The organism is Kribbella sp. NBC_00482, from assembly GCF_036013725.1.
In the GTDB taxonomy this organism is placed as follows: Bacteria; Actinomycetota; Actinomycetes; order Propionibacteriales; family Kribbellaceae; genus Kribbella.
In genome coordinates this window covers 1,892,953-1,906,585 of sequence record NZ_CP107881.1, presented here as the reverse complement: position 1 = coordinate 1,906,585, position 13,633 = coordinate 1,892,953, and the positions used below count along the sequence as shown (strand labels likewise).

Genomic DNA, 13,633 nt, shown 5'->3' with positions numbered 1-13,633 from the left:
AAGGTCGGGCCCATGAGGCTGACGATCAGTGAGTTCGCACGGCTGGTGGGACTGGCGCCGAGTGCGCTGCGGTTCTACGACGACTGCGGTCTGCTCCCACCCGCCGAGGTCGACGCGACAAACGGCTACCGGTACTACGACAGGACGCAACAACCCCGGGCCCAACTACTCCGCGACCTGCGCGAGATCGACCTCCCACTCCCCGACGTCCGCCTCGCCCTGGACGCTCCTCCGTCGGAAGTCGCCGACCTGGTCCGCGCCCACCTCCGCACCCTGGAAGCCAAGTCCACCGCCACCCGCACAGCCGCAACCCGCCTCCTCACCAACCTCCTCTCCCAAAAAACCACCGCCCTCCTAGGCGGCCCCGAACTAGCCAGCGCCATCCGCCAAGTAACCCCCACCGCCGCCCCACCCGCGCCGGCGGGCGCCACCGCCTCACCCGCCCAAGCGGACGCCGCCGCCCCACCCGCGCCGGCGGGCGCCACCGCCGCACCCGCGGACGCGCGTGCCGCCCGCGCCAGGGCGGACTCAGCCCACGGAATCGGCTCCGGCGACCCCTCCACCTCCGTCAGTGCAGTTGGCTCGGGTAGTGCGGAGGGGGGTGACGACCTCGGACTGGTGTTGAGCTGTGTGCTTATTGAGTTGGGGCCGGATGAGGTGACGTTTGTTGCGACGGATCGGTATCGGCTGGCTGTGCGGACGGTGCGGCCAGTGGAGTTCGGTGGGGTGGCGGCGCGGGTGCTGGTGCGGGCCGACGAGCTTGCTGAGGTCAGTCGGTGGGCTGCGGCGGGAGACGTCGTACGGGTGGAGGTGAACGGCGGCCTGGCGCTGGTGCGGGGAGACGAGTCGCGTGAACTGCAAACGGTTGATGCGGAGTATCCGGCGTACGGGCAGATCCTCGACGGGCTGACCCCGCCGGCCTGCCGGGTGGTGGTCGATCGACTGGGCCTGCTGGACGTGCTCGCCGGACGGGATGTCGTTGCCTTTGACATCGATCAGCAGAGTCTGCGGATCGACGACGAGGTGCAGCTCGACGCGATCGGGACCGGGGCGGTGCGGATCGGGTTCACCGCGAACCTGCTGGCGGCCGCGCTCGAGGCGAGTGTCGGGCCGGACGTGCTGCTCGAGATCTGCGAGCCGGCGCGACCGGTCGTCGTACGGTCGGCCGACCAGGGCACGTTCACCACCCTCGTCATGCCCGTCCGGCTGGACGGGTGAACCGGTCCTACTACGGCTGGCTGGCAGGTTCGACACTCTCGGTTCTCGGCGACACCGCGCTGTTCTTCGCGCTCGGCTGGGCCGCGACGGGCATCGGCCCGCGGGTCGCCGCGTTGGTGCTGACCGGTTTCACCCTGCCGCGCGCCGTACTCCTCCTACTCGGCGGCGTACTCGGTGATCGCATCGGTCCACGCCGTCTCCTGCTCGCGTGCACCACGATCGTCGGCTCGTGCTGCTTCCTGCTGGCCGCAGCTGTCGGCATCCGCGGAGTCTCGGCGGGGCTGCTGCTGACCACCGCGGTCGTCGTCGGCACCGTCGACGCCTTCGCGCTGCCTGCCGCCGGCGTACTCCCGCGACTGTTCGTACCCGACGATCAGTTGCCCAGGGCAATGGCATTGCGTACGTCGGCCACCCAGCTGATGACTCTCGCCGGCGGACCGATCTCCGGTCTGCTCGTCGCGACGGTCGGGCTGGTCGGCGCGCTCATGCTCGACGGCCTGACGTTCGCCGTCCAGTTCGCAGTCCTCCTGATACTCAAACCGCCGTACGACGTGACGCCGCAGCCCAATCGCCCGTCGGTCGTCCGTGATGCCCTGGACGGGCTCCGGGTAGCTGTCGGCGATCCCGTCCTACGAATGATCCTCGCCGTCGTCGCGCTGGTAGCAGCCTTCGTACTACCGGTCACGTCCCTCTGCGTCCCGTTACTCGCCCGCTCCCACGGCTGGACAGCAGGTCAGACCGGCTTCGTCGTGGCGGGCAACATCGCCGGCGGACTGCTCGTAACAGTCCTAGTCGCACGCTTCGGCACCTTCACCCGCGCCGAACTAACCGGAGGCCTCGGCTGCCTACTCGCCGCACTCGGCATCGCAGCTCTCGCCCTAGCCCCGTCGCTCCCCACCGCAATCGGCGCAACCCTCACCCAAGGCATAGGCATCGGCCTCTTCACCTCCCACCTAGCGCCCCTCTTCATCCGCAGCACCCCCAGATCCCACCTGACCCGCCTCCAATCCCTCCTCTCCCTAGCCCAAACCGTCCCCCTGATCGCCTCGACGAACCTCCTAGCCGCCCTCAAAATCCACCAAGCCCTAACCCTCACCGCCGCCGCCACAGCCCTAGCCGGCCTTATCCTCCTCAACCTCAAACCATCCGACCGCGCCGTGGCGCCGTAAGACGGTTCGTCTCCTGCCGCCTGGTCGAGAGGGTGTACCTGTAGGCAGGCGTAACCCTTGGATCTGGGGCGGAAAGCGCTGTTTGGCGGGGTTTTGTCTGCGTGGGGATACCGATCACGATGTTGACAACATGTTGTCGTCATGACAGTATGTTGTCTATGAACAGAGCATACGTAGCGGTTTACGAGACGTTGGCGGACTGGGAGATCGGGCACCTGGTGGTGGAACTGCGGACTGGGCGGTTCACCGGCGTGCCGTGGGATGTGGTGACGGTTGGGGAGTCGCTGGAGTCGGTCGTGACCATGGGTGGGATGCGGGTCGTGCCGGATGTGACGATCGCGGATGTCGCTCCCGATGCGGGGGATCTGCTGGTGCTCGCCGGGTCGGGGCAATGGGACATGGGTGGTGGCGAGGCGTTCGCGAAGTTGGCGGGGCAGTTCCTCGATGCCGGCGTGCCGGTTGCGGCGATCTGTGGTGCGACGGCGGGGCTGGCTCGGGCTGGGCTGCTCGATGAGCGGAAGCACACGAGCGCGGCCAAGGAGTACCTGCAGGCGACCGGGTATCAGGGTTCGGAGCGGTACGTCGATGCCCGCGCGGTCGTCGACGGGGATCTGATCACGGCGGGACCGGACTCGCCGGTGCAGTTCGCGCGGGCCGTGATGGAGCGGCTCGAGCTCGCGGACGAGCCGAAGCGGGAGGCGTACGAGGGCGTGTTCCACCGCGCCGACCCAGCGTCGTACGCAACGCTGGTCGGATGACGTCGAAGGATCAGTTGGGACCGGCCGAGCGTGCGGTGGGCGCGGAGCCGGCGGCCGTTCCGCCCCGCGCGGAGTGGCCGGAGGTCGGGAAGCGGTCCGAAGGTGGTGTGGTGGTGACGGACGTCGTACTCGCCACCTTCCGGCTGAACGCGCGGCTGATGGAAGCCGCGCAGGGCCTGGCGGCGAACGGCGGGATCACGGCGGCCTGGTGGCAGGTGCTGGGCGGCGTCCTCGACGAGCCGCGGTCGGTCGCCGACGCCGGCCGGATCATGGGTGTCAGTAGACAAGCCGTGCAGCGGATCGCGGACCTGCTGGTCGAGCGCGGTCTCGCCGAGTACCGGCCCAACCCGGCGCACCGGCGCGCCAAGCTCCTCGCCTGCACCGAGGCCGGCTACTGGGCGATCCGGCAGATCTCAGTCGCTCAGGGCCCGTGGACCACCGAACTCGCCAAGGCCGTCGACGTCGACGACCTTCGTACGACGCTCAGCACCCTGCAGGCCCTGATCACCAAGCTGGAAGAAGCTTGATCGCGAGGCTCCGTCCGTAGGTGTGCCGCGTGCTGAACATGAGCCGTGTCCCGGTGACCGTCCGCGTCACCTGCACCCCGTCGACCGGGGCCGCGGGCTTGAGGTACTGCGCCCGCAGATTGACAGTGATGCTGTCGCGCTGCGTCGTCGGATCGGAAACGGCAACCTGCACGCTCGAGGACTGTCGGCGGATGAGCAGTGAAGCCGGACCGTCGACGCCCAGTCCCGGAAGGTTGTGCGGGCCGGGCGTGAACGTGTTGACGGCGGTGAGTCGCAGCCCGAGATGCTGGATCGCCTGCATTTTCACGGTGTTCGAGAGCGTCACGATCCGGCCGTGCCGGTACGACTTCAACGCGGAATCCGTTGCGTTGGGCACCAATGCGTACGCGAGTGCGCGCTTCGCGCCGGCCGGTTGAGAGACGGTGAGCGCAAAGACCTGCTTGGTGACCGCGGTGTCCGGGTTGGAGGTCCGCACCACCCGGCGGCTCCGGGTGACTGTCTGGAGATCTGCCGACAGCTGGGTCGGCTGAAGGAAGTAGTAGCCGACGGACACGGCGCCGTTGGCGTAGCGCAGCCAAAGCGGGTCCCCGGTCCCGGTCCAGTTCCGGCCATCACGCCGTACGCCGGTGATCGTCACGGGATCGGCGGCGCCGGCGATGCGGGTGTCGAGGGTGGTCGTCACCGCGCGGGTCGCGTCGCCGACACCGGCTGCGAGTACGACGATCTCGTCGTCGAGCAGGAACCACGACTTGGTCGCCGACGCGTTCTGGTAGACCACGAAGTCGTCCGGCAGGCTCGCCCGCGACGCGTATGCGAAGTCGTCCGACTGCACCCAGCCGACCGCGCCGTACGTGTCGAGCGTCGCGCCACCGGAGTACGCGTTCGTCCCGACCGGGAAGTAGACGTACGTGTTCTGGTCCTCCGACGACGGGGTGAAATCCGGCGGATTGTCGTAGTACGCCGTCCCGTACAGCTCGGGGATCGACTTGCGCGTCTCGACCGGCGTCGTCACGCCGCCCAGCGCGTACGGCGACACCGTGGTGAAGTAGTCGATGCCGAAGGACTGCGTCTGATCCTGACCGGCGAGGTACAGGTAGTGCGCGCCGTCACCCTGGAACCACGGCAGCAGGTTCTCGCCGCTCATGTACTCGTACTTGCTGATCCGCGACGAGTTCCGTGCCAGCGCGAACGCGTACCCCGGCCTGCGATGCACCGTCCGGTCCATCGCGTTGAACGCCGTCGTATCCGCTGCCGGATTGAGGTCGGCCGGGACGATCGCGGGATCGTTCTTGATGTCCGCGAACCGCCCGATACTCACCGGTGAGACGAAGGAGTTCACGTTGATCGTCGGCCGCGCCGTGAACTTCGCGAACGCCTTCAACCGCTGGGAATCCGCGCCGGTCGCGTAGTCCGCGAGGTCGACGATCGCCTCCACGATGACCGCGACGTCGTCGTACCCGGTCCCCGTCCGGGACACCGCGCGGCCCTTGACGATCTCCATCATCCAGCCCTCGAAGATCAGCGGCGCGAACCCGTGCTCGACCCAGCCCTGCACCACGCCGACCAGGTCGTCGCTCTGCGCGTACTCGGTGCCGGCGAGCACCTTGATCGTCTGCACGACCCGGCTGAGCAGGGCCTTTCCGTACGAGCCTGTGTACGCGACCGACGAGTGCTGGATGAACGAGCCGTCCGCGTAGTACCCGTCGGTGACGCCGTGCTGGAGGTTGTACGGGTCGACGGTCGCGAACACCGTGAACTGGTCCTGCAGTGCCTTCCGGACCCGCGCGTCGTCGTTCAGCAGGGCACCCTGGATGACCCGGTTCGCGGTGATGTCGACGAGGTTCGCGCCGGTGTGGAAGCGCGAGTCGAGGTCGACGTCGCCGTCCTTGCCGTTGCGCAGGTACGCGTCCATCGAGGCGACGTACCGCGTGATCAGGTCGGCCGGGGCGTCGATCAGGGCGAGCGTCTTCGACACGAACGTCGAGATGCCGATCTCCCAGGTGAACCAGTTACCGTAGTACCCCTTCGACTGGTCGCCGTAGTAGTTGTCGTGCAGCCAGACGAGCTTCTCCGCGATCCGCGCACGCACCTGCTCGTTGCCCTGCAGGTCCGAGGCCGGTCCGGGCCGCCGGTACGCGAGGGCGATCTCGTAGAGGTGCTGGTACGACGAACTCAGGTTCGGATCGCTGGTTCCGAGTGGGAGGCCGGCGAACAGTTCGCCGCTTCCGGCGCGGTCGAGGGCGGCCAGCCAGGTGCGGGCCGTGGTGTCGATCGCGGTGACCTTCGCGGCGACCTCGAGGCGCGCGTTGGATTCCGCCGTACCGGTGTAGATCGCGATCGCGTTGGCCAGCAACTGGCTGGGGTCGGCGTTCATCGCGTCCAGGGTGGCGCGCGCGGCCGGAGCCGGGTTGACCGCGGTCAGCAACGCGGTCGCGGGGACGAAGGACAGCAGGCGGCGACGGGTGAGATCCACTGGTACTCCCGGGCGGATGGGAAAACCTAACCAGTGAAGTCAATCAGTCGGAACTATCCTTCGACAACCGCTGACTCGTCAAAGATGTGTCAGGCGCCGCCTGCGCCTACCAACTGGGGGTCGATCGACAGGACCTGTACTGCGTCGCCGGTCGACTTGGCCGGGATGACCACGGCGACCTGGTGCAGGTAGTCCTGGTGGAGGGTCTGGGTGTACTTGGCCATGCCGCTGAACGCGGTCGCCTCGCCGCTGGTCCAGTACGCGTTCGAGCCCGGCTCGACGCGTTGCAGGTACTGCTCGGTGAGCGACAGGAACACCAGAGCGTCGCCGGACTCCGTGATGAACGTCAGCGGGACGCCGGACGGCGCGAACGCGTCGGTGACGCCGGCGATGTACGGCTCCGCGGTGTCGGCGGCCTTGGACTTCGCGCGCAGGTCGAGCATGTTGGTCAGGCCGGCGGTCGGCGTGAACAGCCTCGACTGCGGCGCGTTCTTGCCGCCGGTGAGGTACGCCGCGAGGTCCTTCGCGACCGCTTCGGGCCGGCCTTGGAGCTTGCTCAGATCGGCCGCGTTCGGGGTACGCAGCCCGGCGACGGACGGCAGCTCCACGGCGTTCGGCGGGTAGACCGAGTGTGTCAGCAGCCACGGGCTGCCGGCGCTCTCCCGCTGCCAGACGCCGAGCTGACGGTTCCCGGGCGCGCCCGAGACGCCGGAGCTGACCACGAACCGCATCGGGTACGACGTGAACTGCGGGGCGCCGATCTCCGGGTCGGTGTAGCTGAACGGCTTCGACACGTCTTTGCCCGCGGCGTCGAGCTTCCGGCCGATCTGGAAGCCGGCCTGGGTCTGCGCGAGGGTCGGGTTGCCCTCGATCGTCGCGGACAGCTTCCCGTCCCGGGTCTTGTTGGCCTGGTTGTTGAGCTGGTTGTACCGCTGGACGACGGCCTGCGCGTCGGCGAGCGTGACGGCCGGGCGGGAGTCCTCCGCGGTGATCGTGTTCTTCGGCGGCATCAGCCCGCAGCTGGTTGCCGTCAGCAACATCGCGCCGCTGGCCAGCAACGCCGCCGTACGCCGGACCGCCTCGTCGCTCTTCACGAACTCCGGAGACGCTGCCAGCGGGACGATCTCCTCCGCGATGCTGTCGACGGGCTCCTCGACAGGTTCGGCGTACGTCGTCTGCGCGGGCTCGTCGTACCGCTGGGAGGCGCCCGCCCCGATGAGCGCGGGCGACTTGGCCCGTGCGACGGCAGCCGGCGACATGAACATCGGCGCCGCCGGCACAGCAGCCGTGGGCCGAACCGCCGCAGGCCGCACAGGCACCTGCCGAACGGGCGCCTTAACCGGAGCTGGAGCCGGCTGCTCCTCCTTGGCGGCGAGCGGGGCGAACGGGGAGACGCGGTCGGGGGCGAAGGGGGAGACGCGGTACGCCGGGGCGTTCTCCTCCTCTTCGCGCTGGACCGGGGCCGCCGGCACCAGGACCGGGATCCGTGTCTTGATGACCGGGATCTCGGTCGTGTCCGCGGTCTCCTTCGCGACCGGGCGGCGGCGCAGCACGAGGGCCAGGCCGAGTGTGAGCACGACAACGCCCACCCCGAGCACCAGCAGGCAAATGCCGAACAGCCGGTGCACCTCAATCCCGAACGTGACCTGCGCGCCGACCGCCGGCGTACCGTCCGCGTTCATCACGACCACGTCGTACAGCCCGTCCTGGATCGGCCAGGTGACGGCCTGCGAACCGGGCGCGGACTGCGCGACCCACCAATCCAGCTGGCTGGGCGCCGTCAGCTTCTTGGTGTCGCCGCGCAGCTCCTGCGTGCCGAATGTGGCCGGCGGGTCGAACTTGGTCAGCCGGGTGTGCGCGGTCCCCGAGAGGTAGTCGCGCACGTCCAGGTCCTGCCCGACGCCGATGAACAGCGGCTTGTCGCCCGACGCGCTCACGCGCAGCGTCGGACCGTGCCGATCGAGGAGGGACGGTGCGGTGACGACCGCGAGGCCCGTACTGGCGAGCTCGCGGCGGGGTGTCGAGATCGTGTTGTCCGGGCCGACCAGCCAGAAGGCGGCGACGGCTCCGGCGATGGCGGCGAGCAGGCCTGACAGCGCCAGCAGCAGACCCAGGGTGATGCGGGCGAAACGCATGAAGAGGCTCCCGTTGTCCGACGAGCCCGGCCCACGGACGGGTGCACCGGACGGCGGATGCACTGGTCCGGACCCCTCTCCAGGTGTCCGGAAGCTCACCCGTTGTCACTGAATAACTGAGCCAACAAGGATCTGTTACGATTTCATGTGTTAGCGAATGGCCATTCATAAACTCGGAGGCTCTGACATGGCCCGGCCACGGCTGGTGAGCGACGACGCGATCCTGGACGCCACTCGCCAGGTCCTGGCCGAGCTCGGACCGGCGAAACTGACCCTCGCGGCGGTCGGCTCCCGGGTCGGCCTGGCGCCGCCGACGCTGATGCAGCGGTTCGGTTCCAAGCGCGGTCTGCTGCTCGCGTCCGCGGCCCGGTCGCCGCTGCTGGTCAAGCTCGCGGCCGAGGAGGCCACCGCCCGAAACGCGTCGCCGCTCGCCACGCTGCGGGACTTCGCGCTGTCCGCGGTCGCGCATATCAAGCGCCGCGAGGAGCTCGGCAACGGCTTCGTCCAGCTCGACGTCGCCGATCCGGAGTTCCGGCAGCATGCGCTGGCGCACTCCGCGGCGATCGTCGACAGCTGCGAGACGTTCTACCGGGCCGCCGTGGAAGTCGGTGAGCTCCGCGAGGACACCGACGTACCGGCACTGGCTCGGCACACCCTTGTCTGTTTCAGCGGCGCACTCCAGGTCTGGACGGTGAACGGCTGGGGCTCTCTGCCCGAGTTCCTCACCGACCAGCTCGACCTGATGATCGCCCCCTATCTCAGTGCAGGTACGACGCGCCGTTGAAGTCGAGGACCGCGCCGCTCGCCCAGTTCGCCTGGGCTGAGGCGAGCCAGTAGATCGCGTTCCCGACCTCCTCGGCGGTCGCGACGCGGCCGAACGGGCTCTGCGCCCGGATCGCGTCGCCGCCGGGACCCGCGAGGAACGTCTCGGTCATGTCGGTGGCGATGAAACCGGGCGCGATTGACGTCACGGTGATGTCATGTGGTGCCAACGATGCCGCCAACGACTGCCCGAGCGAGTGCAGTCCGGCCTTCGAGGCGCCGTACGCCGGGACGTCGGGCTCACCGCGATAGGCCCCGCGGGACCCGACGTTGACGATAGCGCCCCGCCGGACGCCTTCCGCGGGCTCGTTGTCGAGCATCTGCCGCGCCACACACCAGGTCACGTGCGCCGCGCCCTCGAGGTTGACGGCGAGGGTACGGCGCCACGTCGCGACCCATTCGTCGTACGACGTCTCCGCCAGCGGGTGACCGACTCGGCGGGAGCCCGCGACCGGCTCGTCGACGAACATCGCGGCGTTGTTCACCAGTACGTCGATGCGACCGAGCGCGGAGGCCGATTCCGCAACCAGGGAAGGGATTGCGGCGGCATCGCCGAGGTCCGCGGCGATCACCGCGTGGCCCTCGCCCGGCAGCCCGGCGCGAACCTCCTCGGCACGATCGACGGCACCCCGGCAGTGCAGCACGACCCGGTCGCCGGCGGCCGCGAACGCCCGCGCGGCGGCCGCGCCGACGCCCCTCGACGCACCGGTGATCAGTACTCCTCTGGACACGGTTCCTCCTGTCGGCGACTTGGGGGTCATTGTGCCTCTGACGCCAGTCTGACGACGACATGACATCACGGGGGTTGACAGTGACGTCACCATGACGTCATGATTGCTGCCATGGAACTTGACCACTACCTCGAGTCGGTCCGGCGGAGCGTTGAGAACGCCACCGCCCTGGCCGACGAGCAAACTCGCTCCGTGGCGCAGCGCCTCGGGGCCACGCTGGATGACGCGGGCCGCCTGGCCCTCATCTCAGCCCTGTCCGACGCCGCCGGGGAGATCAGCCGTGAGCTGTCCCCGGGGTCGGTCGAGCTCCGGATGGCCGGCGGCCGCCCGGAGTTCGTGGTCACGCCGGCGCCCAGCCAGCTGACCGGTCCGGACGAGACCGACGAAGACATCGACGACGAGATCGACGCCGACGCGGACTCCGAGTTCGTGTTCGACGCCGACGAGCCGACCGCGCGGATCACGCTGCGGCTGCCGATGTCGATCAAGAACAAGGTCGACGAGGCCGCCAACGCCGAGGGAATCTCCTCGAACGCGTGGCTGATGCGCACCGTGATGACCGAGCTCAGCGAGCGCCGCCGCGGCGGCCCGCGCCCGCCCCGGCCGCCGCGCCCGCCGCGTGGCCCGGTGTTCGGCCCTGAGGGCCCGCTGGGTCCGAACGGACCGCTCGGCCCTGACGGGGTCTTCGGCCCGAACGGCGTGTTCGGTCCGAACGGCCCGTTCAGCGAGGAAGGCGTCTTCGGCCAGGACCGCGGCCGGTTCGAGCGCGACCGTCGCCGTGACGACCGGGACCGCCGCCGGGAGGACAAGGATCGGCGCCGCGAGAACAAGGACCGGAACCGGGGCGGGCACGGCCCGGGCCAGCGACTGACGGGATGGGCAGAATGAGCGACCGGAGTGCCACCCAGTTCATCGACGACGAGAACGAGCGGATCGACCGGATCCGGATCGAGATCGGCTCCGGCCTGGTCGAGCTCGTCCCCAACCCCGAGGGCGAGGGGACCGCGATCTCGATGGAGATCGAGGGCGACCACGAGGGCGTGATCTTCAACGTCACCGACGGCGAGCTCGTCGTCGAGAGCCCGCGCAACGTCCGCCGCGGCCCGGAGATCACGGTCCGGATCGCCACCTCCACGGTCCTCGACGCCCGCGTCAAGACCGGCTCGGGCGACATCGTGTCGCAGGTGCCGCTCGGCTCCGCGCGACTCGCGACCGGCTCCGGCGACGTCCGGCTGACCCGGGTCGAGCACGAGCTCGGCGTGAACACCGGCAGCGGTGACGTCAAGGTCGAGTCGGCCGCCGGCGCGGTCCGGGCCGGCACCGGCTCGGGCTCGATCGCCATCGAGGAGGCCGGTGACGCGCTCGGTCTGAGCACCGGCTCCGGCGACGTCACGATCGGCGACGCGGCCGGTCCCACCTCCGTCAAGGTCGGCTCGGGTGACATCACCATCGAGCGGATCCGCGACCACTCGGTCGCCACCTCCGGCTCCGGCGACGTCAAGGTCGAGATCGCCGACGGGCCGAGCGTCCAGGCCGAGACGGCCCGCGGCGACGTACAGATCGGGGTCCCGGACGGACTTCCGACGTACCTGGACCTGAAGACGGTCACCGGACGGATCCGGTGCGATCTCGAGCCCGGCGAGAAGCCGGCCGAGGGGGACCGCGCGCTGATGCTGCGCGCTCGCACCGTCTCCGGCGACATCACCGTCGTCAAGGTCTGACCCACGTTCGACCGCACGCGTCGGATCGGCGTCGTCGGGTTCGTTGGGTTGATGTAGGGGAGCCAGAGGTTCCCGCCCTCGGGCGGGGACCTGGGCGAAGCACTGCCGAAAACCAGCACGGGGACTATGCGAGGGGAGCACGACCATGATCAGCGAGAACGAGGAAGTTGCCCGCTACCGGATCGCCGAGCGGGTGCAGGCCGCCGAGGCACGGGCGCTGCGGCGCCAGGACACGACCCGGACCACCCCGCGGGAGGGCCTGGCGGGTGCGCTGCGCAAGCTGGCCGACCGGCTGGAGCCCGCCTCCCGCCGCCTGACCGAGCCCGCCACCAGGCCGCTGGCCGAGCCGCAGCCCCGCCACCGCGGGACCGGGCTCTCGATCGTCCGATGAACGGCGTACCGCTGAACGGCGCGGCGGCCGCGATCTGCGCCGTACTCGAAAAGCTCGGACTCGTCAGCATCGGGCGCTAGCACCCTCCCTGCGCTGCAGGTTGGTGCAATGCCTGTGGATAACTGCCGGGCGGACCCGCGGACACTGCTAGCGTTCAGTCGATCATTCTCGGCGACCTGGGAGAGATACCGACGATGTTGCGTCCGATGGTGGCAACCACAGCTGTCACCGCAGCCCTGATCCTGGTAGCCGGTTGCGGCGGCAACGACAAGAAGTCCGAATCGGGCTCCGAGAACAAGGGCGGCGAGTCCACCACCACCTCGGCCACTCCGTCCGCCCCGACCGTCCCGTCCTTCGATCCACCCAAGGCGTTCAGCGTCGCCGCAGCGTATCCCGTGCCCGACTACGAGGGCCGGGAGATGTACGACGACACCAAGGTCGGCATGGTCGGCCAGGCGGCCCTGTTCGTGAACTACCGGGGTCTCACCGGCCACGACATCGCGGACCCGAACAAGCTCTGGCAGATCAAGTCGACCGAGGCGGAGACCACCACGGTCAGCGGTGTGACCGATCCGATGGCGGTCAAGGTCGACGGCAAGGACGTTGCGGTGGTCGCCTACGCGCAGTCCGACAAGGGCAACGGCACGCAGAAGTCGAAGGACCTGGTGCTGGTCCAGTGGATCGACGTCGCGTCCGGTCAGAAGCTCGCCGAGGTGTCCACGCCGGTGGTCGCCGCGGGCGGGCCGAGCGTCCTGCACATCTCAGGCGCCCAGTACGACCCGGAGACCGGGCAGGTCGCCATCGGTGTGGCCAGCAGCGCCAAGACGTCGACGGTGTATGCGGACCCCCAGACCAAGAAGGGGACCGAGTTGCCGGACGTCCTTCCGGGTGCCGTTCACAACGGCGTGGTCGCGGCTGCGAAGGCCGAGAGTAAGGAGAACGCCGACGATGCCGGGGCAGTGCTCGTCGACGGTGCGAGCGGCAAGGTCACGAAGCAGATCCCGCTGAAGCAGGGCCTTCTGAGGCCGATCGGCGGCGGCGCCAAGCACGCGTTCTTCTACGGCACGGTGTACCCGAAGGGCGGCGACGAAGAGGTCGCCTCGCTCTACTCGGTCGATCTGTCGACCGGTGCTGTGGTGAAGTCGGCGCCCGGGTTGTCGGCACGAGACTCCGGTGGGTACCAGTGCATCTGGGACCAGGCGACCTCGATCGTCTGCACAAAACTCCAGCCGACCGGTCCGAAGGAGATCCTCGGTTTCGACGACAGCACGGGCAAGAAGGCGTGGGGCTTCACCAGCGACTCCGGACAGCGCATCGTGCCGCGCGTGACCGCAGCGTTCCACGGCGTCGTGTACGTGCAGACCGAGAAGCAGCCGGTGCTGCTCGACGCGAAGACCGGCGAGGACCTCCCGTCGAGCAACCCGTCGCCGGGTGAGACGCCCTCGGGCTCCCCGACGTCCGGTGCCTCTCCGTCGGACAGTGAGTCCCCGTCGGGCGGCGGCTCCGAGTCACCCGGCACGTCTGCCGGCGGGAACGACATGAGCCTCTACAACGGCACGCAGATGTCCCCGGACGCGGTGTCGCCGTACGGCGGTGTCTTCGGGCAGCTGCCGAAGGGCAGTGGTTACGGCAGTAACGACGTCCAATTGGTCAGCATCGTGATGAAGCCGACTGCCTGAGCAGCTGAA

General features: G+C 69.1%; 12 protein-coding genes. 9 read left to right on the top strand and 3 right to left on the bottom strand.

The features are described from left to right. The first annotated feature begins 12 nt into the window (after window positions 1–12). The 4 genes from OHB24_RS09540 to OHB24_RS09525 all read left to right on the top strand — a co-directional run bounded on the left by OHB24_RS09540 (window position 13) and on the right by OHB24_RS09525 (window position 3,672). Window positions 13–1,218, top strand: a complete 1,206-nt coding sequence (locus OHB24_RS09540; RefSeq protein ID WP_327638595.1) for a DNA polymerase III subunit beta family protein — start codon at window positions 13–15, stop codon at window positions 1,216–1,218. Next, a complete protein-coding gene (locus OHB24_RS09535) occupies window positions 1,215–2,387 on the top strand; it encodes an MFS transporter (protein WP_327638594.1) in 1,173 nt (390 codons plus the stop codon). The genes OHB24_RS09540 and OHB24_RS09535 overlap by 4 nt, the downstream gene beginning before the upstream one ends. 158 nt (window positions 2,388–2,545) lie before the next feature. Next, on the top strand, window positions 2,546–3,145 hold the full coding sequence (locus OHB24_RS09530; RefSeq protein WP_327638593.1) for a DJ-1/PfpI family protein: 600 nt from the start codon (window positions 2,546–2,548) through the stop codon (window positions 3,143–3,145). Continuing rightward, window positions 3,142–3,672 carry a MarR family winged helix-turn-helix transcriptional regulator gene (locus OHB24_RS09525; RefSeq protein ID WP_327638592.1) on the top strand — a complete coding sequence of 177 codons (531 nt, stop codon included), beginning with the start codon at window positions 3,142–3,144 and terminating at the stop codon, window positions 3,670–3,672. Before OHB24_RS09530 ends, OHB24_RS09525 begins: the two co-directional genes overlap by 4 nt. Here the strand turns inward: OHB24_RS09525 and OHB24_RS09520 are convergent. Continuing rightward, entirely contained in the window at window positions 3,650–6,145 is a 2,496-nt protein-coding gene (locus tag OHB24_RS09520; RefSeq protein WP_327638591.1) for a polysaccharide lyase family 8 super-sandwich domain-containing protein, read from the bottom strand. The two genes, OHB24_RS09525 and OHB24_RS09520, sit on opposite strands and share 23 nt — an antisense overlap. Window positions 6,146–6,234: 89 nt before the next feature. Further along, complete coding sequence (locus OHB24_RS09515) at window positions 6,235–8,280, bottom strand: hypothetical protein (protein ID WP_327638590.1); 2,046 nt, start codon at window positions 8,278–8,280, stop codon at window positions 6,235–6,237. A 187-nt stretch (window positions 8,281–8,467) separates the two neighbouring features. Here OHB24_RS09515 and OHB24_RS09510 point away from each other — a divergent pair, with 187 nt between their 5' ends. Next, window positions 8,468–9,064, top strand: coding sequence for a TetR/AcrR family transcriptional regulator (locus OHB24_RS09510; RefSeq protein ID WP_327638589.1), 597 nt, complete (start codon window positions 8,468–8,470; stop codon window positions 9,062–9,064). On the opposite strand, the gene OHB24_RS09505 is transcribed toward OHB24_RS09510, so the two are convergent. Then, window positions 9,039–9,833: an SDR family NAD(P)-dependent oxidoreductase gene (locus tag OHB24_RS09505; RefSeq protein ID WP_327638588.1), complete on the bottom strand. Its 795-nt coding sequence runs from the start codon at window positions 9,831–9,833 to the stop codon at window positions 9,039–9,041. The genes OHB24_RS09510 and OHB24_RS09505 overlap by 26 nt on opposite strands. Window positions 9,834–9,944: 111 nt before the next feature. Between OHB24_RS09505 and OHB24_RS09500 the strand changes: the two genes are divergently transcribed. From OHB24_RS09500 to OHB24_RS09485, 4 genes are all read left to right on the top strand, one after another. Further along, complete coding sequence (locus OHB24_RS09500; protein WP_327638587.1) at window positions 9,945–10,721, top strand: hypothetical protein; 777 nt, start codon at window positions 9,945–9,947, stop codon at window positions 10,719–10,721. Continuing rightward, window positions 10,718–11,554, top strand: coding sequence for a DUF4097 family beta strand repeat-containing protein (locus tag OHB24_RS09495; RefSeq protein ID WP_327638586.1), 837 nt, complete (start codon window positions 10,718–10,720; stop codon window positions 11,552–11,554). Before OHB24_RS09500 ends, OHB24_RS09495 begins: the two co-directional genes overlap by 4 nt. 145 nt (window positions 11,555–11,699) lie before the next feature. After that, complete coding sequence (locus tag OHB24_RS09490) at window positions 11,700–11,945, top strand: hypothetical protein (RefSeq protein WP_327638585.1); 246 nt, start codon at window positions 11,700–11,702, stop codon at window positions 11,943–11,945. Between the two features lie 209 nt (window positions 11,946–12,154). Further along, window positions 12,155–13,624 (top strand): hypothetical protein, encoded by a 1,470-nt coding sequence (locus OHB24_RS09485; protein ID WP_327638584.1) that lies wholly within the window; start codon window positions 12,155–12,157, stop codon window positions 13,622–13,624. The last annotated feature ends 9 nt before the right edge of the window (window positions 13,625–13,633 follow it).

What these genes read in the sequence shown, in the direction of transcription:
- OHB24_RS09530 (WP_327638593.1), top strand. Translation starts at nt 2,546, where the DNA reads ATGAACAGAGCATACGTAGCGGTTTACGAGACGTTGGCGGACTGGGAG.
- OHB24_RS09500 (WP_327638587.1), top strand. Translation starts at nt 9,945, where the DNA reads ATGGAACTTGACCACTACCTCGAGTCGGTCCGGCGGAGCGTTGAGAAC.
- OHB24_RS09490 (WP_327638585.1), top strand. Translation starts at nt 11,700, where the DNA reads ATGATCAGCGAGAACGAGGAAGTTGCCCGCTACCGGATCGCCGAGCGG.
- OHB24_RS09495 (WP_327638586.1), top strand. Translation starts at nt 10,718, where the DNA reads ATGAGCGACCGGAGTGCCACCCAGTTCATCGACGACGAGAACGAGCGG.
- OHB24_RS09510 (WP_327638589.1), top strand. Translation starts at nt 8,468, where the DNA reads ATGGCCCGGCCACGGCTGGTGAGCGACGACGCGATCCTGGACGCCACT.
- OHB24_RS09525 (WP_327638592.1), top strand. Translation starts at nt 3,142, where the DNA reads ATGACGTCGAAGGATCAGTTGGGACCGGCCGAGCGTGCGGTGGGCGCG.
- OHB24_RS09540 (WP_327638595.1), top strand. Translation starts at nt 13, where the DNA reads ATGAGGCTGACGATCAGTGAGTTCGCACGGCTGGTGGGACTGGCGCCG.
- OHB24_RS09515 (WP_327638590.1), bottom strand. Translation starts at nt 8,280, where the DNA reads ATGCGTTTCGCCCGCATCACCCTGGGTCTGCTGCTGGCGCTGTCAGGC.